Raw genomic sequence first — 20,729 nt, 5'->3', positions numbered from 1 at the left:
GTTCCGTGGCTGAAGGTCACGCTCTCCCGTCCACTCAGCCCTCAGGCGTTGCGGAGATACCAATCGAAATCCAGTTCGGTGACGACCTCGAAGAACCGCGCCTGTTCGGTGCGCTTGACCGAGACGAACATGTCCACGAAGCGGTCGCCGAGATAGTCGCGCAGCACGGCCGACTTCTCGAACAGGTCGACCGCCGCGAACCAGTTGGCCGGCAGCCGGATGTTCTCCTTGGCCGCCGCGGCATAGCCGTCGCCGATCACGGCCGGGCCGGGGTCGAGCTTGTTGGTCAGGCCGTGGTGGGCGCTGGCCAGCAGCACGGCCATCACCAGGTACGGATTGGCGTCGGCCCCGGCCACGCGGTGCTCGACATGGCGGGTGGGCGGCGGGCCGGCCGGGACGCGCAAGCTGACGGTGCGGTTGTTGACGCCCCAGGTCGGGGCCACCGGCGCATAGCTGTTGGCCTTGAAGCGGCGATAGCTGTTGGCGTTCGGCGCCAGGATCGCCATGCCCTCGCCCAGCAGCGCCTTCATGCCGCCGATGGCGTGTTTCAGCAGGGCCGAACCCTCGAGGTCCTCGGCGGCGCACAGGTTGTTCCCGGCCGCGTCGTTGACGCTGAGATGGACGTGGAAGCCGTTGCCGGCCCGGTCGCTCCACGGCTTGGCCATGAACGTCGCCTCGCAGCCGTGGCGCAAGGCCACGCCCTTGGCGGCGCGCTTGTACAGCACGGCGTCGTCGGCGGCCCGCAAGGCGTCGGGCTTGTGCTTCAGGGTCAGCTCGACCTGGCCCGGGGCGAACTCCGAGATCGCGCCTTCCAGCGGCACGCCCAGCACGTCGGCGGTGTCCCACAGCTCGCGCAGGAACGGAGCGTGGGCCTCCAGCTCCGGCAGGCCGTAGACCTGGATGCCTGTCGGATGCTGGCCGGTCTGCGCGGATTTCGCCGGCATCAGCTCGCCGCGCGGGCCGCGCTGCTGGTCGACCAGATAGTATTCCAGTTCGCACGCCGCCACGGGGGTCAGGCCGTCGGCGGCGTAGCGGTCCAGCACCCGCTGCAGCACGTGGCGCGGGTCGAGGTCGTTGGGCGTTCCGTCCAGCTCGTACAGCGACAGCATCACCTGGGCGACATCGGGGCCCAGCCACGGCGCGAGGGTCAGCGTGCCGGGCACGGGCCGCGCCCGGCGGTCGGCGTCGCCGTCCTCCCAGACCAGGCCGGTGTCCTCGCAGTCCGCCCCGGTGGTGTCGACCACCAGGATCGAGCCGGGCAGGAAGCGGCCATAGTCGTAGATCGCTTCCAGCTCATGGACCCGCAGCCGCTTGCCGCGCGGCACGCCGGTCATGCTGGTGAAGAACACCTCGACGAACTTCACCTGCGGATGTGCGGCGAGGAAGTCGCGGCATTCCTGGATATCGGCTACGGCGCTCATGCGTCCCCCATCGCGATCGCGAACCCATCGACGGCCGCGACCAGCCGGTCGATCGCCGCGTCGTCGGTGACGGGCGAGACCAGCATCATGTTGTGGAAGGGCGCGATCAGCACCCCTCGGTTGATCAGCCACAGATGCAGCGCTTCGACCGCATTCTGGTCCAGCACTTTCCGCATGGCGGCGGCGGTCCTCGGCGGCGGGTCGGCGAAGACCAGCTCGACGCGAGCCCCGACATGGACGACGGACCAGGCCAGCTTCCGCGCCGCGATCACGCCGCCCAGGCCAGCCACCAGCCGCTCGGCCCCGGCCAGCATCTTCGCGTAGGCCGCGTCGGTCATCACCTCGGACAGCATCGCCCGCATGGCGGCCATGGCCAGGGCGTTGCCGGACAGCGTGGTGCCGATCCCGGACTGGCCTGGACCGATCCGCGCCTGGGCTGTGTCCATCCGCGCCGACAGTTCGGCGGTGACGCCCCAGACGGCGGCCGGCACGCCGCCGGCGACGGCCTTGCCCAGCACGAAGACGTCGGGCTCCAAGCCGTGGGCGCGCGTGTAGCCGCCGGGGCCGGTCGAGATCGTGTGGGTCTCGTCGATGACCAGCAGGGTCCCGGCCGCGCGGGTCAGGCGGCGCAAGGCGTCGTGGAAGCCGGGCTCGGGCAGGATCATCCCGCAATTGGTCATCACCGGCTCGGCCAGCACGGCGGCGACGTCGCCCGGCGCCAAGGCCGCTTCCAGCGCTTCGAGGTCGTTGAACGGTATGACGCGAGTGGTGGCGGTGAGATCGTGGACCTGGCCCAGCAGGCCCGGCTTCATGACGCTTTCGCCGTTCTTCAGCGCCACGAAAGCATCGTCGACCATGCCGTGGTAGCAGCCGTCGAACACCAGGATCACCGGACGGCCGGTCACCGCCCGCGCCCAGCGGATCGCCGCGCGGTTGGCGTCGCTGGCCGTGGTCGCCGTTTGCCACAGCGGCAGGCCGAAGCGCTCGGCCAAGAGCTTGCCGACGATCACCGCCGAGGCGGTCGGCAGCATGAACCCAGCCCCGCGCCTGGCCTGGTCGGCGATGGCGGCCGCCACCGAGGCGTCGCCGTGACCGAACATGGCTGGCGTGTCGCCCAGGCAGAAGTCGTCATAGAGCCTGCCATCGACGTCCGTGACCTGGGCTCCCACGCCTTGCGCGGCAAAGATCGGCGACGGGCTGGCCCAATCGTTCATCCAGTGCATCGGCGCCCCGCCGCGCCAGACGGCCGAGGCGGCCTTGGCCATGGCGACCGAGCGCGGATGCTCGGCCAGGAAGCGGGCGCGTTCGCTGGCGAGCAGGTCGGGAAGGGTTCGGGTGAGTTCGGCGATCATCCGACCCCGCCGAAGCACAGGTACTTGGTCTCGAAATACTCGTCCAAACCCTCGGAGCTCCCCTCGCGGCCCAGCCCCGACTCCTTCACCCCGCCGAACGGCGCCACCTCGGTCGAGATCAGCCCCTCGTTGATGCCGACCATGCCGGCCTCGATCGCCTCGGCCACGCGCCAGCAACGACCGACGTCGCGGCTGTAGAAATAGGCCGCCAGGCCAAACGGCGTGGCGTTGGCCAGCTCGATCGCCTGGTCCTCGGTGTGGAACTTAACGACCGGCGCGACGGGACCGAAGATCTCCTCCTGGAACAGCCGCATGTCGGGCGTGGCCTCGGTCAGGACGGTGGGCTGGTAGAACAGCCCGCCCAGGTCGTGGCGCTGGCCGCCGGTCACCACCTTGGCCCCGGCCTCGACCGCCTCGCGGACCAGGCTCTCGACCTTGGCGATGGCCTTGTCGTTGATCAGCGGACCGATCGTCACGCCCTCACCCGTGCCCGGCCCGACCTTCATCGCCGCGACCTTCTCGGCCAGGCGTGAGACGAAGGCGTCGTGGATCCCGGCCTGGACCAGCAGGCGGTTGGCGCAGACGCAGGTCTGGCCGGTGTTGCGGTACTTGCTGGCGATGGCGCCATCGACGGCGGCTTCAAGCTCGGCGTCGTCGAAGACGATGAACGGCGCGTTGCCACCCAGCTCCAGGCTGAGCTTCTTCATCGTGCCGGCGCACTGGGCGTAGAGGATCTTGCCGACCGGCGTCGAGCCGGTGAACGACAGCTTGCGCACCCGGCTATCGTCGCACAGCGCCTTGCCGATGGCGCTGGAGTCCTTGCCGGTGACCACGTTCAGCACGCCGGCCGGCACGCCCGCCTCGACCGCCAGCCGCGCGATGGCCAGGGCGCACAGCGGCGTCTCGGCGGCCGGCTTGACCACCACGGTGCAGCCGGCGGCCAGGGCCGGGCCGACCTTGCGAGTGATCATGGCGATCGGGAAGTTCCACGGCGCGATGGCCGCGCAAACCCCCACCGGCTGCTTGATCGAGGCCAGGCGCTTGCCCGGCATCGGCGTCGGGATGGTGTGGCCGTAGGCGCGCTTGGCCTCGTCGGCGAACCAGTCGATGAACGCCGCGCCATAGGCCACCTCGCCGCGCGACTCGGCCAGCGGCTTGCCCTGCTCGGCGGTCATCAGCCGGGCCAGGTCGTCGGCGTGGGCGAGCATCAGGTCGCTCCACCGGCGCAGGATCACGCCCCGTTCCTTGGCCGTCCTGGCCGCCCAGATCGGGAAGGCCCGATGGGCGGCCTCGATCGCCACCCGCGTCTCGCCGGGGCCCAGGTCGGCCACCCGGGCGATCAACGTCCCGTCGGCCGGGTTCAGCACCTCGAAGGTCGCGTCGCCCTCGATCCAGAGGCCGTCGATGAAGGCTTCGGTTTCGACAAGGTTCAGGGTCAAAGAATAGGCCATTGGGGGCTACCTCAGCGTCACGGACACCGACTTCAGGTCGGCGTACTTGTGCAACGCGTGAAGGCTGCGGTCACGGCCAAAGCCGGACTGCTTGAAGCCGCCGAACGGCATGGTGATGTCGCAGGCGTCCCAGCCATTGACCCAGACCAGGCCCGCCTTCAGCCGCCGCGCGCCACGCAAGGCGCGGTTGATGTCGGACGTCCAGAGGCCAGCGGCCAGGCCGTAGACGGTGTCGTTGGCCAGGGCCACGGCCTCGTCCTCGCCGTCGAAGGTCATCACCCCCAGCACCGGCCCGAACACCTCTTCGCGGGCCAGGGTGTGATCGGCCTCGACGCGGTCGAAGATGGTCGGCTCGACATAGAAGCCGCCGGTTTCCTTGCGGACCCGCTGGCCGCCCAGCATCCGCCGCGCGCCCTGGCTGTCGGCGGTGGCGATGTAGTCGAGGGCGGTGTTCATCTGCCGCTCGCTGACCATGGCCCCGAACTGGGTGGCCGGGTCCAGCGGATCGCCGACCACCATGGCCCTTGCCACGGCGACCACGCGCTCCAGGAGGGCGTCCTTGATCGAGGCCTCGACCAGTAGGCGCGAGGCGGCGGTGCAGACCTCGCCCTGGTTATAGAACACGCCCCAGGCCGCGGCCTGGGCGGCGGCGTCGAGGTCGGGACAGTCGGCGAACACGATCTGGGGCGACTTGCCGCCCAGCTCCAGGCTGACCCGCTTCAGGTTCGAGCGGGCGGAGTATTCCATCAGCTTGCGCCCGACCGGGCCCGAGCCGGTGAAGGCGATCATGTCGACGTCCATCGACAGGGCCAGGGCCTCGCCCGCCACGCCGCCCAGGCCGGGCACGACGTTCAGGACCCCGGCCGGGAGCCCGGCCTCCAGGGCCAGCTCCCCCAGCTTCAAGGCGGTCAGCGGCGACTGCTCCGCGGGCTTCAGCACGACTGAATTGCCCATGGCCAGGGCGGGCGCGACCTTCCACATCGCCATGTGCAGCGGGAAGTTCCAGGGCACGATCGCGCCGATCACGCCGAGCGGCTCGTGGACCGCGTAGCTCAGGCGATCGAGGGGCGACGCGCCGACCTCGCCATAGACCTTGTCCAGCGCCTCGGCGTACCAACGGCAGGTGCCGATCGCCAGCGGGATGTCGACGTTGCGGGCGTCGGAGATCGGCTTGCCGACGTCCAGGCTTTCCAGCAGGGCCAGGTCCTCGGCGTCGCGCTCCATCAGCTCGGCCAGACGGAACAGGATCTTCTTCTTCTGGCGAGGGCCGAGGTCGCGCCAGCGGCCGTCCTCGAAGGCGGCCCGAGCGCTGGCGATGGCGCGCTCGACGTCCTCGGCCTGGCAAGCGGCGACCTGGTTCAGCACCTGGCCATCGCGCGGCGAGACATTGTGGAAGGTCGCGCCCGAGGCGGCCTCGACCAGCGCGCCGTCGATCACCGCCCGGCCGGGCAGGGCCAGACGCGCAAGGCGCTCGGTGATGTCGGCGGGCAAGGTCACGCGGGGAAATCCGGACGATTGTGATCACAGTTCGCGCCGAGAGCGGAAGTGTCAAGCACCCGACTCATGCGTCGGTCCCCACGGCGGCGCGCATCTTGTCCATGCCTTCGGACAGGTCAGCGGCGATGGCCCGGCGGGCGCCGTCCGCGTCCTTGACCTTCAGCGCCTCGATGGCCTCGGCGTGGCGGTCGGCGACCAGGCCGTCGGCCCCGACCCGGCCGAACACCACCCGCATGAACGGCCCGATCTGCAGCCACAGCCCGCCGGCCATCGACAGCAGCACATCGGCCCCGGCCCGCTCGTAGAGGGCGAAGTGGAAGGCGTGGTTGGCGGTCATGTAGCGGTCGACGTCGCCCAGCCGCAGGGCCTCGTCGACCTCGGCGTCGATCGCCTGCAGCTGACGGATCAGCCCGGCGTCGACCCGGGTCGCGGCGCGGGCCGCCAGCTCGGGCTCGACCCACAGCCGGGCCAGGGACAGCTGCTCCAGCCGGTCGGCGGTCAGGGAGGGGACGGACAATCGCTTGTTGGCCGGATTGATCGCCAGGGCCCGCTCGGCGACCAGGCGGCGGACCGCGTCGCGCACCGGCATCGGACTGACCCCGAGCTCGGCGGCCAGGGTGCGCAGGCTGACGCCCTTGCCCGGCGCGATCCGACCGGTGATCAGCGCCTGGCGAATGGAATCGTAGACCTGGTCGTGGACGGCCGGGGAGTCGGCCAGAGGTTTCCGGACTTGCTTCATCCTCCCCCTCCTCCCGACCTTCCCGGCGAAAGCCGGGATCCAGATCCTGGGGCGCTTGGGCTGACTGGACGTACTCAGCGCCCAAGGAGCCCACCCCAGCGCCTTCCATCTGGGCCCCGGCCTTCGCCGGGGAGATCGGATGAAAAGTTCTCTTTACGAGAGAGACGAAATTGCGATCACAATGCAAGGTCTCGTCAAGGACCTCCGCATGCCCAGCGCCAACGATCTCGACGCCTTCTGGATGCCGTTCACGCCGAACCGGCGGTTCAAGAGCCAGCCGCGCATGCTCTCGTCGGCCAGCGGCATGCTGTACAAGACGCCCGAGGGCCGCGAGGTGCTGGACGCCACCGCCGGCCTGTGGTGCGTCAACGCCGGCCACGATCGCCCCCGGATCCGTGAGGCGATCCAGAAGCAGGCGGCCGAAATGGACTACGCCCCCTGCTTCAACATGGGCCACCCGCTGGCCTTCCAGTTCGCCTCGCGCCTGGCCCAGGTGACGCCCAAGGGCCTGGACCGGATCTTCTTCACCAACAGCGGCTCCGAAGCGGTCGACACCGCCCTGAAGATCGTCCTGGCCTACCACCGCGCCCGGGGCAAGGGGACCAAGACCCGGCTGATCGGCCGCGAGCGTGGCTATCACGGCGTCGGCTTCGGCGGCATCTCGGTCGGCGGCATCCCAACCAACCGCAAGTATTTCGGCTCGCTGCTGACCGGCGTCGACCACCTGCCCCACACCCACGGCGTCCCCGGCAACCTGTTCGCCCAGGGCCAGCCCGAGCAGGGCGCCCATCTGGCCGACGACCTGGAGCGGATCGTCGCCCTGCACGACGCCTCCAACATCGCCGCCGTGATCGTCGAGCCGGTGGCCGGCTCGACCGGAGTGCTGATCCCGCCCAAGGGCTATCTGGAGCGCCTGCGGGCCCTCTGCGACAAGCACGATATCCTGCTGATCTTCGACGAGGTGATCACCGGATTCGGGCGCCTGGCCGCGCCGTTCGCGGCCGACCGGTTCGGCGTCACCCCCGACATGATCTGCATCGCCAAGGGCCTGACCAACGCCACCGTTCCCTGCGGCGCGGTGGCGGCCGCGACCAAGATCTATGACAACCTGCTGGAAGGGGCCGACGCCCCGATCGAGCTGTTCCACGGCTACACCTACTCGGCCCACCCGCTGGCCTGCGCGGCCGGGATCGCGACCCTGGAGACCTACCAGGAGGACGACCTGTTCGCCCGCGCCGCGGGGATCGAGGGCTATTGGCGCGAGGCCATGCACAGCCTGGCCGACGCCCGCCACGTGATCGACATCCGCGACCTGGGGCTGGTCGCCGGCATCGAGCTGGAACCGCGCCCCGCCGCCGCCACGGCCCGGGCCATGGAGGTGTTCGAGACCTGTTTCGACGAGGGCCTGCTGATCCGCGTCACCGGCGACATCATCGCCCTGTCGCCGCCGCTGATCCTGGAGAAGGCGCACATCGACCGGATGGTCGAGACGATCCGGGCCGTGCTGGCCAAGGTGGACTAGAAGAAGGCCTCGTAGTCCGGATTGTCCTCCCGCGGCAGGAACGACGGCGCGGTGTCCAGCGTGAACCGCTGCGCCGGGCCATGGGCGGGACACTCGGCGCTGGAGACCTCGTCCGCGCCCTTCATGACCACCAGCCCGGACCATTGACGTCCCGGGACGGCGGTGTCCGTGCCGCCGATCGCCGAATAGACGATGTACTCGTAGCCGCCGTTCGAGAACCGCAGGCTGGTCTGCGCGCCGCCTCGGCCCGGACCGCGCACCGTGCCCAGGTGGCCGCGCCCATTCGCGCCGTCGGCGGTGATCGTCAGGTCGGTCTTGCCGGCCGGGCCGTAGCGATAGGTCACCGTGCGATCGGTCGCGCAGACCGACACCGTCTTCTGCTTGAACGGACAGAGATAGACCGGCCGCTCGCCCGGCCCGCAGCGCGGTCCGGCGTCCGTGGCGCGATCGGCGCGAACCGCCCGGGTCTCGACCCGCGCCTTCGACTCCGCCGCCGCCTGCCGTTGGCCGCAGCCGGCCAGCACGGCCAACAGAGCAAGCGCGGAGATTGAACGGACGCTCATGCGGCGGCTCCTTGTCTTCAAGGGGATAGGAGGCGGATTTCTATTTGGGCGACAAGGCTTTTTTGGCGCGCAGATACGCCTGCCACCGCGCGGTCGCCTCCAGCTTCTTGGCGTTGACCTTCTTGGTCACCAGGTCGAACGCCGGGCGCTCGAGCCAGGTCGCAGAAGCCTCGTTCAGCTTGCGCTTCTCCCAGTAGGCGGCGGCGGAATCCGCCGCGCCGGCCGGGGTCAGCAGCGCGTCCGGATTGGCCTCGTAGCCCACGTCGCGATAGTTCGCCCGGCCGGTCACCTGGATGTAGCCGCGCCCGCGATAGGCCCAGCCGTCGCCCGGCTGGTTGTTGCCGTTCTTCGAGCCGTAGACGTAGTTCGCCAGCTTCTCGGCGTTCTTCACATAGGGCTTGGCGGATTCGACGGTCGGGAAATACTTCGAGCCGAAGACGTCCTTCAGCCGCTCGGCGTGGGTGTAGCGCAGGCTCTCGACCGTGTGGGACAGCTGCTGGGACTCGACCGTCAGCTGGGCCAGGAAGGCCGCGCGCTTCGGGGCGCTGTCGATGCCGTGCTTGTCCATGGCGGTGTTCAGCGGCCCCAGCGCCGCGTTGATATCGGACAGCAGGGCGTTCGGCATGATTGCCTTCAGCTGTTCGGCGGTCACCCCGCCCGCGCGCACGCCCAAGGTCGCGTGGCCGCCACGCAGCATTTTCAGGATCGCCTGCCGGAGCTCGGCGTCCGACATGCGGGTGACGGCCCGGCAGGCCTCGGCCGGACGCTGCCGGGCCCAGAACAGCCGCAGCTCCTGCAGGCTGGACGGGCTCAGCCACAGGGTCTCCCATAGGTCCAGGACGTCGGCCCACGACAGCGGCCGACAGCTGCCAGGCCGCATCCACGAGGTCGGGGTCAGCAGAAAGGTCCGCCCCCGGTCGTGCAGTTCCAGTCCGTGGAGATTCCGTCGCGCCATGGTTGAGCCCCGTGCCAACTTGGCCAGAACGCGCGACCGCGTCGACGGCTCCGCTTAGGCGGAGAGAATTTTCCGCCTCCGCGCGAGCGCCTCTAGCCCCTCGTCGGCTGGTAGGCCATCGCCACGTCGCAGCGCTCGTAGCGCGAGCCGAACAGCCGCATGATCTCGGCGTCGTGCACGAAGCCCAGCTTTTCGTAGAGGTGGATGGCCGCCGCGCATTTACGGTTGGTCAGCAGATAGACCTTGTCCATGCCCAGGCTGGCGGCGCGCTCCAGGGTCTTGGCCAGCAGGAACTCGCCGACCTTGCGGCCGCGCGCCTCCGGCGTCACGCCCATCTTGGTCAGCTCGACCCAGCCGTCCTTGGACACCATCAGCGCCGCCGTCCCGACCACGCCCAGATCCGGCGTCTCGGCGAACAGCACCACGCCGCCCTTGTCCAGAATCAGTTCGCGCGGCTTCGACAGCAGGTCGATGTCGGTCTGTTCCAGCGAGAACATGTCGCTGATCCAGTCGGCGTTGATCCGATAGAACGCCTCGGCCAGGTCGTCGGAGAAGTCGCGCACCCACATGGCCGGGGCGCCGACCGCCTGGATCCGGGTCAGCAGCGAGGCTTCGTCCAGCCGCGCCTCGACCTTGGCCAGGCCCTGCATGAAGTCGCCCGACAGGCCCGCGACCAGTTCGGCGGCGGCCGGTTCGATCCGGGGCAGCAGATAGGTCTGGATACGATCCATCAAGGTCTCGCCCTTGTCTGTCAGCGCCAGGCGTTTCGAGCGCTGGTCGCCCGGGATGCGCCGCGCCTCGACCAGGCCCTCGCGCTCCAGGGCCCCGAGGGCGCGGGTGACGGTGGGCTGGGCCAGCCGCAGGCGCTCGGCCAACTCCCCGACCGTGGTCGGGCCGTGCAGGCGGATTGTCATCAGCAGCGACATCTGGGCCGGCTGCACCGGCAGGCCCAGCGACCGCGCCACCTCGGCGGCGTCGGCCTGCATCCGCTCGGCCAGCCGCTTGAGCCGGCTGCCCAGAAAGCCCACGCCAAACCCCGCCAGCAGATCGACTTCCATGCTGAAATCTCCCGTTTCATAGCGCGCTATATAGCTAGCTATGGAATGGGCGGGAGCGCAAGCCCTCCTCCCCATTAGGGGGAGGTGGATCCGTGCGAATAAGCACGGAGACGGAGGGGGTCCGCGAAGCGGTCGTGCGGCTGAAACACCCAGGGCCCCTCCACCGGCGTTCGCCGGTCCCCCTCCCCCAAAGGGGGAGGAGAGATACAGCATCTCCCCCCTACATCTCGAACCGCGGCGCCACCACGCAGCGCACTTCACCGTTCACCACTCCGACCGCCGCCGAGCGGCCCATGGTCAGGTCGTAGAACCGCTCCTGCCCGGCCGCCGTCACGGCCAGATAGTCCGGCGAGTCGAACTTGCAGACCGGATAGCGGACCGGAACCCCGCCGATCTCGTCCGTGCGGTGGGTGCAGGTCATCGCCCCGCCGTGGCGCTCGTAGCGCGCGCCGTCATAGGGCGTGATCGAAGCGCGCGCCGACACGCGGCGGAAGCGCTCGGGATTCAGCGGCGCGCAGGGCTTTCCCTCGACACGCCAGAAGGAGTCGAGGGCGGCGCGCTTGGACTGCTGGTCATGGACGATCATCGCGAAGCCGGGCGCGCAGACCAGCACGGTCAAGCCGAGGATCAGCGCCATCCGCCGTATCTGGTGGCGAACCGGCTCCTCGATGGGCAGCTTGACGATCTGGATGTCCTCGGACGCCATGGGTGAGCCTCGCCAACGTCAGGTAGATGTACAGATGTAAATCAACAAACCGCATCTGTCATCAAAGAACAGCGGTCACCACGCTTGACGCCGGCTCGTTACATTTGTAGCGTACTCACGACATCAGCGAGACCTGTCGGGATTCCAGACGCCATGACCGAACCCTCCGACCTCGAACTGGAAGTGCTGAAGGCCTTCTGGCGCGGCGGCGCGATGAGCGCCCGCGAGGCCCAGGCCCTGATCGAGCCCGAGCTGGGCTGGAGCGCCTCGACCACCCGCACCGTGCTGGAGCGCATGGTGGCCAAGGGCCTGCTGGTCCGCCGCTCGGTGCATGGCCTGGCCGTCTATGAGGCTCACAAGGCCAAGGTCGACGTGATCGGCGGGGTGCTGAACCGCCTGCGCGGCCTGCTCGAGATCGACGGCCGCCTGCCCGCCTCGGCCTTCGCCGGCAGCCAGATCCTGTCCGAGACAGAGATCGAAGAGCTGGAGACCCTGCTCAACACCAAGTCGACCGCCCTTGGGGAGACCAAGTGATGCATCCGCTGCTCGCCTCCACCGCCCTCGGCCTGGTCGCCGCCTGGCCCGTCGGGGCTCTGGGTTTCGGGCTCGGCCGCCTGGTCGAGCGCCTGACCGACGATCCGCGCCCGCGCGCCGCCGCCTGGAGCCTGGCCTACGCCCTGCCGGCCGCCACCCTGGCCGCCACCGTGGCCCTGACCTTCTCGCCCGCCACGGCGCCGAAAGCCGCGGCCGAGAGCCCGCCCCTGGCCGCCGCGTCGCGCATGGTCGCAACCGTCGACATGCCCACCATGCCCCTCACCACGGGCCCCGCCTGGACGCCGCCGCCGGCCCTGTCGCAGGGCCTGGCCTGGAGTCTGGTCGGCCTTTCGGCGGCTGGCCTGCTGACGCGCGGCTGGCGCTGGAACCGGGGCCGCCGCCGGCTGGCCGCCGTGCGCGCCGCCGCCGAGCCCTGCCAGGACTACGCCCTGATCGAGTCGGTCCGCGTTCACGCCGCGCGGCTGGGGGTCAAGGCGCCGCGCGTGCGGATCAGCGCCGCGATCGCCGAGCCGCTGCTGGCCGGCGCCCGCCGTCCGGTGATCCTGCTGCCCAAGGCGCTGGCGCAGACCGCCGGCGCCGAGCGCCTGGCCCTGGTCTGCGGTCACGAGCTGGCCCACCTGCGCCGCGGCGACAACTGGCGGATCCCGGCCGAGGAGGCCCTGGCCGGCCTGTTCTGGCTGACCCCGCCGATCACCGCCCTGCGCGGCCGGATGCTGGCCGCCCGCGAGGCGGTCTGCGACCTGGCCGCCCTGGACGGCGCCGGACCCGAGGCGCGCCGGGACTACGCCCGCGTGCTGGTCGAGGCCCTGCGGATGAACGCCCTGCCCGCTCCTCAGTTGGCCTTCGAGTCGGCCTTTACCGGCCGCGACCGGAACCTGGTCAGCCTGCGCTTGGCGGCCATCCTGCAGCCGCGCGGCAGCGCCTCGCTCGGCCGCCTCGGCCTAGCCTTGGCCCTGGGCGGCGTTCTGACCGCCGCGACCGGCGCCGGCTCCCTGGCCCTGGCCGACCAGGCCCGCCGCCTGGCCCCGCCGCCTCATGCGGCCGTCGCCGAGACGGCGCGGACAGCCGCCGACGTCGCGGCCGCCGAGGCCGCCACGGACGCCGTCGGGGCCGAGGCCGCGCGCGCCATGTCCGCGAGAGTCGCCGAAGTCGCCGAGGCGGCTCACGCCCAAGCCGCCGCCGAGGCCGCGCCCGCCGCCGAGGCCGAGCCCCTCGCCGAAATCGCCTCGGAAACCATGCGGGCGACGCCCACGCGCCGCCAAGGGCCGCACCCTGATCCGCGTCCCGAGCCCCGTCCAAATCCCGAACCCGATCCACGTCCCGAACCCGCTCCTGGCGCGATCGAGGTCCTCGCGAACACGCAGCGGTCCTTCTCCGGGGGCAAGACGATCTTCCTCGGCGACGTGACGGTGCGCGGTCGGCTGAACCCGGTGAAGGTCAACCTGAAGGTCAACGGCGCACCGGCCGAGGCCTGGTTTCAGCCTGGCGACCTGCGCGAGGGCGTGATCCAGCGCCTCGAGGTGACCGACCAGCGTGTCACCATCGACGGCAAGGTCGTGGTCAATGTCGTCATGAATGGCGCGCCCCAGTAACGCTCAAGCTCTCGCAGAGGAGTCCGATGAACCCGCTCTTCGCTTCCGCCGCCCTCGGCCTCGTCGCCGCCTGGCCCGTCAGTGGGCTGGGCTGGCTGCTGGGCAAGGCGGCCGACCGGCTGACCGGCGATCCCGCGCCCCGGGCGCGGGCCTGGAACCTGGCGCTGGCCCTGCCGCCGGCGGCCCTGGCCCTGATGGTCGGCGTCTCGGCCCTGCCCGAGGCGGCCACCACGCCGGTTTACCAGGCGGCTTTGACCTCGAAGGCCGTGGCCGTCGCCGGCGCGGCGATGAACCAGGCCTCGGTCCAGGCCCTGTCGCGCTTCGACGGCGTCGAGATCGTGGGCGCGGCCCTCATCCTGGGCGCATTGGGCGGTCTGGCGATCGCCGCCGCGCGCCAGGCGATCGGCCACGCCAGGCTGAAGCGCATGGTCGGCGACGCTCGCCCGGTCTCGCACGACCTGGCCCTGACCGTCCGCGCCGCCGCCCGCCGGCTCGACACCGGCCGGCCCGAGGTCAAGGTCAGCGACCAGATCGACCAACCGCTGCTGGCGGGCCTGACGACACCGGTCATCCTGCTGCCGGCCGACCTGGTCGCGCGCCTGGACATCGACCGCCTGGTGCCGATCTGCGCCCACGAGCTGGCGCACCTGAAGCGCGGCGACAACTGGCGGCTCTTGTTCGAGCACCTGCTGGGCGGCCTGTTCTGGATGGTCCCACCGTTCGCGGTGCTGCGGGCCCGCGCCGCCGCCACCCGCGAGGAACTGGCCGACGCCCTGGCCCTCGACGGCGCCAGTCCAGCCATCCGCCGCGGCTATGCCGAGAACCTGATCGACGTAATGCGCATGCGCGCCGCGCCCGCCCTACATCCCGCCTTCACCGGCAAGGGAAGGAGACCTACCCTCATGCGCCTGAAAGCCATCACCGATCCCCGCGATCCCGCCGGCCTCGCCCGCCGCGCGCTGCTGGGCCTGGCCGGCCTACTGGCCGTGGCCCTGGCCACGGTCGGCTCCATCGCCCTGGCCCAACAGGGCGACGGCGCGGGCCGTAGCTCCAGCCGCACGATCATCAGCGACGACAAGAGCGGCCAGTATGTCGACATTCGCTCGGACTACGTCCGGGTGTCCAACGCCGAGCTGGTCAAGGGCAGGCTGAAGATCCCGGACGGCCAGGTCTCGACCTATCACGGCCACGTGCAGGTGCGCGGCCGGCTGACCCCGCCCGAGACTACCGTGCTGCTGAATGGCGAGACCCCGCCGGCCGGCTTCGATCCCACCGCCCTGCCACGCGGCGCCATCGACCAGATCGAGGTCGTCAGCCGGACCGTGGGCGACAAGTCGCTGGTGACGCTGAACGTCGTCATGAAGCCGGCGGCCTAAGCCGCGAGGCGTCAATGACACCGGTGGACAAAACCGGTTTCGGCCTGCATTTTCCCTCCCTAGCGGCGGCGTAAGACCGCCGCCTTCTCGGGGATGGACCATGCTCAGCCGCCACCTTCGCGCCGCCGCCGGCGCGCTCGCCCTGACGCTGGCGGCCGCTCCCGCCTTCGCCGCTGATGTCCTGGCCTTCCCCGGCGCTGAAGGCGCGGGTCGGTTCAGCGCCGGCGGGCGCGGCGGCGCTGTCCTCCACGTCACCAACCTGAACGACTCCGGCCCCGGCTCCCTGCGGGCGGCGATCCAGGCCAGCGGCCCACGCACCGTGGTGTTCGACGTCGGCGGCACGATCCAGCTGAAGAGCGAGCTGAAGATCAGCAACGGCCAGATCACCATCGCCGGCCAGACCGCGCCGGGCGGCGGCGTCACCCTGCGCGACCAGACCCTGGTGGTGTCGGCCGACGATGTGGTCATCCGCTTCATCCGCTCGCGTCTGGGCGCGGAGAGCAAGGTCGAGGGCGACGCGATCTGGATCTCGGGCGGCCGGCGGATCATCCTGGACCACGTCTCGGCCAGCTGGTCGGTGGACGAGACGCTGTCGGCCTCGGCCCGCTACGATCGGCCGGACCCAAATGGGAAAGAGGGGGGCTTTTATGACCTGACCGTGCAGTGGTCGATCATCGCCGAGAGCCTGGCCCATTCGATCCACGTCAAGGGCGACCATGGCTATGGCAGCCTGATCCGGGGCGGCGCCGGCAGCAAGATCAGCTTCCATCACAATCTGTGGGCCAACCACATGGCCCGCATGCCGCGCCCCGGCAATTACGAGGGGCCGGACAAGGACCCGGTCGGGGCGTTCTTCGATTTCCGCTCCAACGTCTTTTACAACTGGGGCAAGGGCTATGCCGGCTACGACGCCGACAAGGCGGCGCTAGCGGCCTACAACTTCGTCGACAACGCCTATGTGCCGGGCCCGAACACCGGCAAGACCGTGATCTTCCAAGAGAGTAACAGCCTGGCGAAGGGCTACTTCGCCGGCAACAGCATGGCCGGCGTGGTCCCGGCCGATCCCTGGAGCCTGGTGACCTTCACCATCCCCGAACCCGCCGGCTATCGCCTGGCCGCGCCGCTGGACGTCGGGGCGGTGACGCCCGAGCCGGCCGACAAGGCCTACGAGCGGGTGCTGGCCGACGCCGGCGCCTCGGTGTGGCGCGACCCGGTCGATCGACGGATCCTCGACGGCGTGAAGACCCGCACCGGCAAGGTGATCAACACCCAGGACGACGTCGGCGGCTGGCCGGTCCTGCCGACGGACAAGCCGGCCAAGGACACCGACGGCGACGGCATGCCCGACGCCTGGGAGAAGGCGCATGGGCTGAACCCGAAAGCGGCCGACGGCGCGGCGCTCGCCAAGGATGGCTCGGGCTGGACGAACCTGGAGCTCTATCTGGCCGACGCGGCTACGAAGCGCGGCTAACGCGGCAGGCCCCCACCTGACCTGCTTCGCAGGTCGTCCGCCCCCAGTGGGGGCGGAAGGATGCGCCCTTCTTCCCCCTCCGGGGGAGGAGGGCCGCGGGCCCGGAGGGGGCAAGTGAGCAAACCCATCCTCTCTTTTGCGACGCGGCCCCGTTTCCGCTAAACCCCCCGCCATGTCGCACAACACCTTCGGTCACCTGTTCCGCGTCACCACCTGGGGCGAAAGCCATGGTCCGGCTCTGGGCTGTGTCGTCGACGGCTGCCCTCCGGGCATTGCCCTGACCGCCGAGATGCTCCAGGCGTTCCTGGACAAGCGCCGCCCGGGCAACGGCAAGTTCGTGACCCAGCGCCAGGAGCCGGACGCGGTGCGCATCCTGTCGGGCGTGTTCGAGGACGCGCGCACCGACGGCCAGCGGACGACCGGAACGCCGATCAGCCTGATGATCGAGAACACCGACCAGCGGTCCAAGGACTATGGCGAGATCGCCCAGGCCTTCCGCCCGGGCCACGCCGACTATCCCTATTTCGCCAAGTATGGCGTGCGCGACTATCGCGGCGGCGGACGCAGCTCGGCGCGCGAAACCGCCGCGCGGGTGGCGGCGGGCGCGGTGGCGCGGCTGGTGATCCCCGGCGTGACGATCCGGGCCGCCCTGGTCCAGATCGGCCCGCACGCGATCAATCGCGAGAACTGGGACTGGGCCCAGACCGAGCAGAACCCCTACTGGTCGCCGGACGCCGCCATCATCCCGGTCTGGGAAGAGCACCTTGAGACCATCCGCAAGGCCGGTTCGTCGACCGGCGCCGTGGTCGAGGTCGAGGCCGTCGGCGTGCCCGCCGGCTGGGGCGCGCCGCTTTACGGCAAGCTGGACGCCGAACTGGCCGCCGCCCTGATGTCGATCAACGCCGCCAAGGGCGTCGAGATCGGCGAGGGCTTCGCCAGCGCCGCCCTGACCGGCGAGGACAACGCCGACGCCATGCGGATGGGCGAGGACGGCCAGCCGGTGTTCCTGTCCAACCACGCCGGCGGCGTTCTCGGCGGCATCTCGACCGGCCAGCCGGTGGTGGCGCGGGTGGCGTTCAAGCCGACCTCGTCGATCCTGATCCCGCGCCAGACACTCAACGAGGCCGGCGAGGAGATCGACCTGCGCACCAAGGGCCGCCACGACCCGTGCGTGGGCATTCGCGGCGTGCCGGTGGTCGAGGCCATGGTCGCCTGCGTGCTGGCCGACGCCTTCCTGCGCCATCGTGGCCAGACGGGCGGCGGCGTGTTCGCGCCAGGCGCGAACCCCTGACAGCGCGAACATAGGTCAAAGAACTTTGGTCAAATTGGTCTTACCACTGATTTAGCTCGGTTTTTTATTGACCTGCATACGATTGCAAGGATAAGGCTCGGCGACGCGCATCCCCTGACGAGCGAGCACCGCCCGCATAGGTTGCGATCAATGCAACGCGCGGCGGAGGGGGCTCATCGCGTGCGGTTCGACCTCCTGAAGATCCTGCTGGTGGACGATAACCAGCACATGCGGCTGCTGCTGACCGAGATCCTGCGGGCCATCGGCGTGCGCCAGGTCTATGAGGCCACCGACGGGGCCGAGGCGCTGTCGCTGCTGCGCAAGGTGGCGATCGACGTGGTGTTCACCGACCTGTCGATGCGGGGGCTGGATGGCATCGACTTCGTCAACCTGCTGCGCCGCTCGCCCGACAGCCCCAATCCGTTCTGCCCGATCGTGATGATCACCGGCCATTCGACCGCGCGCCGGGCGCACGAGGCCCGCGACGCGGGGGTCAACGAGTTCCTGGTCAAGCCGGTCACGGCGCGCGGCGTGATCCACCGCCTGACCCTGCTGATCGAGAACCCGCGCCCGTTCGTGCGGACCGAGGACTATTTCGGCCCCGACCGCCGCCGCCGCGACGACCCACGCTACGCGGGACCCCGGCGGCGCGACGACGACAGACGCACGACCTATCTGGACAGCGAGCCGGAGGCGACCGCCCGGCGCGGCCATCCGACGCGGAGATTTTAAACCTTTGGCCGGCTAAAACGTGGTGAACAGCGTTTTACGAGCTTGACCATGACCTTCCGCCGCCTCGCTCCCCTCGCCGCCGTCCTCGCGATGGTCGCCGTCTCGCAGCAGGCCTGTGTCGCCGCCGCGGTCGGCACCGTGGCCGGCACGGCCATCGGCGTCACCGGCGCGGTCGTCGGCGGCGCCGCCAAGATGGGCGGCAAGGCCGTGGTCGCCACGGGCCGGGCGGTGATCCCGGGGGATAGCCGCAAGGACAGCGAAGACCGGGAAGAGTAGCTACCCCTCCTCCCCATTAGGGGGAGGTGGATCGATGCGAATACGCATCGAGACGGAGGGGGTCCGCGAAGCGGTGGTGAACTCGCCACCTCACAGGGCCCCTCCACCGCCATTCGGCGGTCCCCCTCCCCCAGAGGGGGAGGAGAGACATTTCAGCTTACAGCGTCAGCGCGCAGCTCTCGCCGATCGTCGGGCGCGACAGCACCACGCGCGACAGGCCGGGGAACTGGACCTTCAAGCGCTCGGCGAAATAGAGGCAGAGACGTTCCAGGGTCGGCGTCTCCAGACCGGGGCGATCGTTCAGCAGGCCGTGATCCAGCTCGATGGCGACGGCCTTCAGCGCGGCGTCCAGCCCGTCCAGGTCGGCGACCCAGCCGGCGTCCTGCATCTGCCCCTTCACGCTGGCCTCGACCTTGAACGAGTGGCCGTGCAGCTTGCGGTAGCGATGGTCGGCGGGACCTTGCTCGATATAGTGAGCCGCGTCGAAATGCGCGGCCTTCGTGATCTCGAAGACGGGCTTCATGTGTAGCTTCTTTGACTAGGCCTGGGAGGCTCTAGCGCGACGACCCTGTCACCAAGTCGAGCGCCTTATCCGTCAGGGCAGGCCGAGATATTTGTGCGTTTGGACGCTTAAACGCCATTGTGGGTGCGAAAGGCAATAGGCGACCGCCAATTGCGTGTTCCTGTCGCGGTCCGGACCGTCCATCGGCTGCAGGTAGAACCGTTCGAAATCCAGACCGGCGAAGCGTTCCGGCATGGCCTTGGCCTGGGGGAAGACCAGCTTCAGCTCCTGGCCCGAGGCCTGGACCACCGGCGCGTCCGCCTTGGGGCTGATGCAGATCCAGTCGATCCCGGCGGGCGCCTCGAGCGTGCCGTTGCTCTCGACCGCGATCTGGAAGCCACGGGCGTGCAGCGCCGCGATCGCCGCTTCATCGAGCTGCAGGAACGGCTCGCCGCCGGTGCAGACCACCAGGCGGTCGTCCGGCCCGCCGGTCCATTGGGCCTCGACGGCGGCGGCCAGGTCGTCGGCCGTGGCGAACTTGCCGCCGTTCTCGCCGTCGGTCCCGACGAAGTCGGTGTCGCAGAAGGTGCAGACCGCCTTGGCGCGGTCCTGCTCGCGGCCGGTCCACAGGTTGCAGCCGGAGAAGCGGCAGAACACCGCCGCCTTGCCCGCCTGGCCGCCCTCGCCCTGCAGGGTGAGGAAGATCTCCTTGACGGAGTACGTCATGCGGGCAGCGCCTCGCGCCCCGCCGCGTCCCACTCGGCGTAGCCCTTTTCGCGCAGCTCGCACGCCGGGCAGGCCCCGCAGCCGTGGCCCCAGCTGTGCATCTGGCCGCGCTCGCCCTGGTAGCAGGTGTGGCTTTCCTCGACGATCAGCTGGACGAGGTCCTCGCCGCCCAGCGACTTGGACAGCGCCCAGGTCTGGGCCTTGGTCAGCCACATCAGCGGGGTCTCGACGCGGAAGCTCCGGTCCATGCCCAGGTTCAGCGCATTCTGCATGGCGTCCAGGGTGTCGCGGCGACAGTCGGGATAGCCGGAGAAGTCGGTCTCGCACATGCCGCCGACCAGGGCGTCGATCCCGCGCCGATCGGCCAGGGCCGCGGCATAGATCAGGAACACCAGGTTGCGGCCGGGCACGAAGGTCGAGGGCAGGCCGCGCTCGGTCATCTCGATGGCGCGGTCGGCGGTCAGGGCCGACTGGGCGACCTGGCCGAAGCTGCGGATGTCCAGCACGTGGTCCTCGCCAAGGCGGTCGGCCCACTGGGGGAAGCGGGCGGCGATCTCGCGGCGCACCGCCTGGCGCGCCTCCATCTCGACGACATGGCGCTGGCCATAGTCGAAGCCGACCGTCTCGACGCGAGCATAGCGCTCCAGCGCCCAGGCCAGGCAGACGCTGCTGTCCTGGCCGCCGGAAAACAGAACCAGGGCCGCCCCTGTCACCGGGGGGCTCATGCGGGGCGCTCGATAGGCATGGGGGCGAACATGGGCCCTCCTCTACACGAGGCAAGCCCGCCTCGGAACAGCGGGGGCCGCCGGCCACGGCGAGCATCGCGACTCACGCGATACTCCGTCGACGAACGAACGCGAAGTCTTTGGCCCGCCAGAAAAGGCTTCCGCTCGATGCAGTCGGAGCCGTTGGCGATCCACGCACCGACATTCCGCTGCGTAATC

20 protein-coding genes and 1 pseudogene are annotated in these 20,729 nt (G+C 70.1%); 9 read left to right on the top strand and 12 right to left on the bottom strand.

Annotation, left to right across the window (positions count from 1 at the left end; genetic code table 11):
* Window positions 1–41 precede the first annotated feature (41 nt).
* The 5 genes from ASC70_RS08205 to ASC70_RS08185 all read right to left on the bottom strand — a co-directional run bounded on the left by ASC70_RS08205 (window position 42) and on the right by ASC70_RS08185 (window position 6,460).
* On the bottom strand, window positions 42–1,421 hold the full coding sequence (locus ASC70_RS08205) for a glutamine synthetase family protein (RefSeq protein ID WP_056048741.1): 1,380 nt from the start codon (window positions 1,419–1,421) through the stop codon (window positions 42–44).
* Window positions 1,418–2,773 (bottom strand): aspartate aminotransferase family protein, encoded by a 1,356-nt coding sequence (locus ASC70_RS08200; RefSeq protein ID WP_056048739.1) that lies wholly within the window; start codon window positions 2,771–2,773, stop codon window positions 1,418–1,420. The genes ASC70_RS08205 and ASC70_RS08200 overlap by 4 nt, the downstream gene beginning before the upstream one ends.
* The gene (locus ASC70_RS08195; RefSeq protein WP_056048736.1) at window positions 2,770–4,224 is read right to left on the bottom strand and encodes an NAD-dependent succinate-semialdehyde dehydrogenase; all 1,455 of its coding nucleotides are present in this window, start codon (window positions 4,222–4,224) and stop codon (window positions 2,770–2,772) included. The genes ASC70_RS08200 and ASC70_RS08195 overlap by 4 nt, the downstream gene beginning before the upstream one ends.
* 6 nt (window positions 4,225–4,230) lie before the next feature.
* A complete protein-coding gene (locus ASC70_RS08190; RefSeq protein WP_056048731.1) occupies window positions 4,231–5,721 on the bottom strand; it encodes an aldehyde dehydrogenase in 1,491 nt (496 codons plus the stop codon).
* A gap of 64 nt (window positions 5,722–5,785) precedes the next feature.
* Window positions 5,786–6,460, bottom strand: coding sequence for a GntR family transcriptional regulator (locus tag ASC70_RS08185; RefSeq protein ID WP_056048727.1), 675 nt, complete (start codon window positions 6,458–6,460; stop codon window positions 5,786–5,788).
* 181 nt (window positions 6,461–6,641) lie between these two features.
* On the opposite strand from ASC70_RS08185, the gene ASC70_RS08180 reads away from it, so the two are divergent.
* A complete protein-coding gene (locus ASC70_RS08180; RefSeq protein ID WP_369815115.1) occupies window positions 6,642–7,982 on the top strand; it encodes an aspartate aminotransferase family protein in 1,341 nt (446 codons plus the stop codon).
* On the opposite strand, the gene ASC70_RS08175 is transcribed toward ASC70_RS08180, so the two are convergent.
* The 3 genes from ASC70_RS08175 to ASC70_RS08165 all read right to left on the bottom strand — a co-directional run bounded on the left by ASC70_RS08175 (window position 7,979) and on the right by ASC70_RS08165 (window position 10,558).
* Window positions 7,979–8,545 (bottom strand): hypothetical protein, encoded by a 567-nt coding sequence (locus ASC70_RS08175; protein WP_056048724.1) that lies wholly within the window; start codon window positions 8,543–8,545, stop codon window positions 7,979–7,981. The genes ASC70_RS08180 and ASC70_RS08175 overlap by 4 nt on opposite strands.
* A 40-nt stretch (window positions 8,546–8,585) precedes the next feature.
* A complete protein-coding gene (locus ASC70_RS08170) occupies window positions 8,586–9,500 on the bottom strand; it encodes a hypothetical protein (protein ID WP_056048720.1) in 915 nt (304 codons plus the stop codon).
* A 92-nt stretch (window positions 9,501–9,592) separates the two neighbouring features.
* Window positions 9,593–10,558, bottom strand: a complete 966-nt coding sequence (locus ASC70_RS08165) for a GNAT family N-acetyltransferase (RefSeq protein ID WP_056048717.1) — start codon at window positions 10,556–10,558, stop codon at window positions 9,593–9,595.
* 140 nt (window positions 10,559–10,698) lie between these two features.
* Here ASC70_RS08165 and ASC70_RS25940 point away from each other — a divergent pair.
* Window positions 10,699–10,761, top strand: a pseudogene (locus ASC70_RS25940) (hypothetical protein); the annotation flags it as partial.
* Between the two features lie 17 nt (window positions 10,762–10,778).
* Here ASC70_RS25940 and ASC70_RS08160 read toward each other — a convergent pair.
* Complete coding sequence (locus ASC70_RS08160) at window positions 10,779–11,264, bottom strand: hypothetical protein (RefSeq protein ID WP_056048713.1); 486 nt, start codon at window positions 11,262–11,264, stop codon at window positions 10,779–10,781.
* Between the two features lie 153 nt (window positions 11,265–11,417).
* Here ASC70_RS08160 and ASC70_RS08155 point away from each other — a divergent pair, with 153 nt between their 5' ends.
* The 7 genes from ASC70_RS08155 (at window position 11,418) to ASC70_RS08125 (ending at window position 18,557) form a co-directional block, all read left to right on the top strand.
* Complete coding sequence (locus tag ASC70_RS08155) at window positions 11,418–11,798, top strand: BlaI/MecI/CopY family transcriptional regulator (protein ID WP_056048709.1); 381 nt, start codon at window positions 11,418–11,420, stop codon at window positions 11,796–11,798.
* Complete coding sequence (locus ASC70_RS08150) at window positions 11,798–13,411, top strand: M56 family metallopeptidase (RefSeq protein WP_056048705.1); 1,614 nt, start codon at window positions 11,798–11,800, stop codon at window positions 13,409–13,411. Before ASC70_RS08155 ends, ASC70_RS08150 begins: the two co-directional genes overlap by 1 nt.
* A gap of 26 nt (window positions 13,412–13,437) precedes the next feature.
* On the top strand, window positions 13,438–14,787 hold the full coding sequence (locus ASC70_RS08145) for a M56 family metallopeptidase (RefSeq protein WP_056048702.1): 1,350 nt from the start codon (window positions 13,438–13,440) through the stop codon (window positions 14,785–14,787).
* 100 nt (window positions 14,788–14,887) lie between these two features.
* Complete coding sequence (locus ASC70_RS08140) at window positions 14,888–16,258, top strand: hypothetical protein (RefSeq protein ID WP_056048700.1); 1,371 nt, start codon at window positions 14,888–14,890, stop codon at window positions 16,256–16,258.
* A gap of 172 nt (window positions 16,259–16,430) precedes the next feature.
* Window positions 16,431–17,549, top strand: coding sequence for a chorismate synthase (aroC, locus tag ASC70_RS08135; RefSeq protein WP_056048697.1), 1,119 nt, complete (start codon window positions 16,431–16,433; stop codon window positions 17,547–17,549).
* Between the two features lie 180 nt (window positions 17,550–17,729).
* Window positions 17,730–18,281, top strand: coding sequence for a response regulator (locus ASC70_RS08130; RefSeq protein WP_056050525.1), 552 nt, complete (start codon window positions 17,730–17,732; stop codon window positions 18,279–18,281).
* 48 nt (window positions 18,282–18,329) lie between these two features.
* The gene (locus ASC70_RS08125) at window positions 18,330–18,557 is read left to right on the top strand and encodes a hypothetical protein (RefSeq protein WP_056048694.1); all 228 of its coding nucleotides are present in this window, start codon (window positions 18,330–18,332) and stop codon (window positions 18,555–18,557) included.
* Between the two features lie 157 nt (window positions 18,558–18,714).
* Here ASC70_RS08125 and ASC70_RS08120 read toward each other — a convergent pair whose 3' ends face one another.
* The 3 genes from ASC70_RS08120 to queC all read right to left on the bottom strand — a co-directional run bounded on the left by ASC70_RS08120 (window position 18,715) and on the right by queC (window position 20,510).
* A complete protein-coding gene (locus ASC70_RS08120) occupies window positions 18,715–19,080 on the bottom strand; it encodes a 6-carboxytetrahydropterin synthase (RefSeq protein ID WP_056048690.1) in 366 nt (121 codons plus the stop codon).
* A gap of 72 nt (window positions 19,081–19,152) precedes the next feature.
* Window positions 19,153–19,785, bottom strand: a complete 633-nt coding sequence (queE, locus tag ASC70_RS08115) for a 7-carboxy-7-deazaguanine synthase (protein ID WP_056048687.1) — start codon at window positions 19,783–19,785, stop codon at window positions 19,153–19,155.
* Window positions 19,782–20,510, bottom strand: coding sequence for a 7-cyano-7-deazaguanine synthase QueC (gene queC, locus ASC70_RS08110; protein WP_056048685.1), 729 nt, complete (start codon window positions 20,508–20,510; stop codon window positions 19,782–19,784). Before queC ends, queE begins: the two co-directional genes overlap by 4 nt.
* Between the last annotated feature and the right edge of the window lie 219 nt (window positions 20,511–20,729).

This window comes from Caulobacter sp. Root343, from assembly GCF_001425745.1.
Lineage (GTDB): Bacteria > Pseudomonadota > Alphaproteobacteria > Caulobacterales > Caulobacteraceae > Caulobacter.
Note: the sequence above shows the minus strand (reverse complement) of the source record. Positions and strands in the feature narration are given on the sequence as shown.

Bases quoted from the DNA above. Each gene is read 5' to 3' on its own strand.
- ASC70_RS08205 (WP_056048741.1), bottom strand. From the start codon at position 1,421: ATGAGCGCCGTAGCCGATATCCAGGAATGCCGCGACTTCCTCGCCGCA.
- ASC70_RS08200 (WP_056048739.1), bottom strand. From the start codon at position 2,773: ATGATCGCCGAACTCACCCGAACCCTTCCCGACCTGCTCGCCAGCGAA.
- ASC70_RS08195 (WP_056048736.1), bottom strand. From the start codon at position 4,224: ATGGCCTATTCTTTGACCCTGAACCTTGTCGAAACCGAAGCCTTCATC.
- ASC70_RS08185 (WP_056048727.1), bottom strand. From the start codon at position 6,460: ATGAAGCAAGTCCGGAAACCTCTGGCCGACTCCCCGGCCGTCCACGAC.
- ASC70_RS08180 (WP_369815115.1), top strand. From the start codon at position 6,642: ATGCAAGGTCTCGTCAAGGACCTCCGCATGCCCAGCGCCAACGATCTC.
- ASC70_RS08175 (WP_056048724.1), bottom strand. From the start codon at position 8,545: ATGAGCGTCCGTTCAATCTCCGCGCTTGCTCTGTTGGCCGTGCTGGCC.
- ASC70_RS08170 (WP_056048720.1), bottom strand. From the start codon at position 9,500: ATGGCGCGACGGAATCTCCACGGACTGGAACTGCACGACCGGGGGCGG.
- ASC70_RS08165 (WP_056048717.1), bottom strand. From the start codon at position 10,558: ATGGAAGTCGATCTGCTGGCGGGGTTTGGCGTGGGCTTTCTGGGCAGC.
- ASC70_RS08160 (WP_056048713.1), bottom strand. From the start codon at position 11,264: ATGGCGTCCGAGGACATCCAGATCGTCAAGCTGCCCATCGAGGAGCCG.
- ASC70_RS08155 (WP_056048709.1), top strand. From the start codon at position 11,418: ATGACCGAACCCTCCGACCTCGAACTGGAAGTGCTGAAGGCCTTCTGG.
- ASC70_RS08150 (WP_056048705.1), top strand. From the start codon at position 11,798: ATGCATCCGCTGCTCGCCTCCACCGCCCTCGGCCTGGTCGCCGCCTGG.
- ASC70_RS08145 (WP_056048702.1), top strand. From the start codon at position 13,438: ATGAACCCGCTCTTCGCTTCCGCCGCCCTCGGCCTCGTCGCCGCCTGG.
- ASC70_RS08140 (WP_056048700.1), top strand. From the start codon at position 14,888: ATGCTCAGCCGCCACCTTCGCGCCGCCGCCGGCGCGCTCGCCCTGACG.
- aroC (WP_056048697.1), top strand. From the start codon at position 16,431: ATGTCGCACAACACCTTCGGTCACCTGTTCCGCGTCACCACCTGGGGC.
- ASC70_RS08125 (WP_056048694.1), top strand. From the start codon at position 18,330: ATGACCTTCCGCCGCCTCGCTCCCCTCGCCGCCGTCCTCGCGATGGTC.
- ASC70_RS08120 (WP_056048690.1), bottom strand. From the start codon at position 19,080: ATGAAGCCCGTCTTCGAGATCACGAAGGCCGCGCATTTCGACGCGGCT.
- queE (WP_056048687.1), bottom strand. From the start codon at position 19,785: ATGACGTACTCCGTCAAGGAGATCTTCCTCACCCTGCAGGGCGAGGGC.
- queC (WP_056048685.1), bottom strand. From the start codon at position 20,510: ATGAGCCCCCCGGTGACAGGGGCGGCCCTGGTTCTGTTTTCCGGCGGC.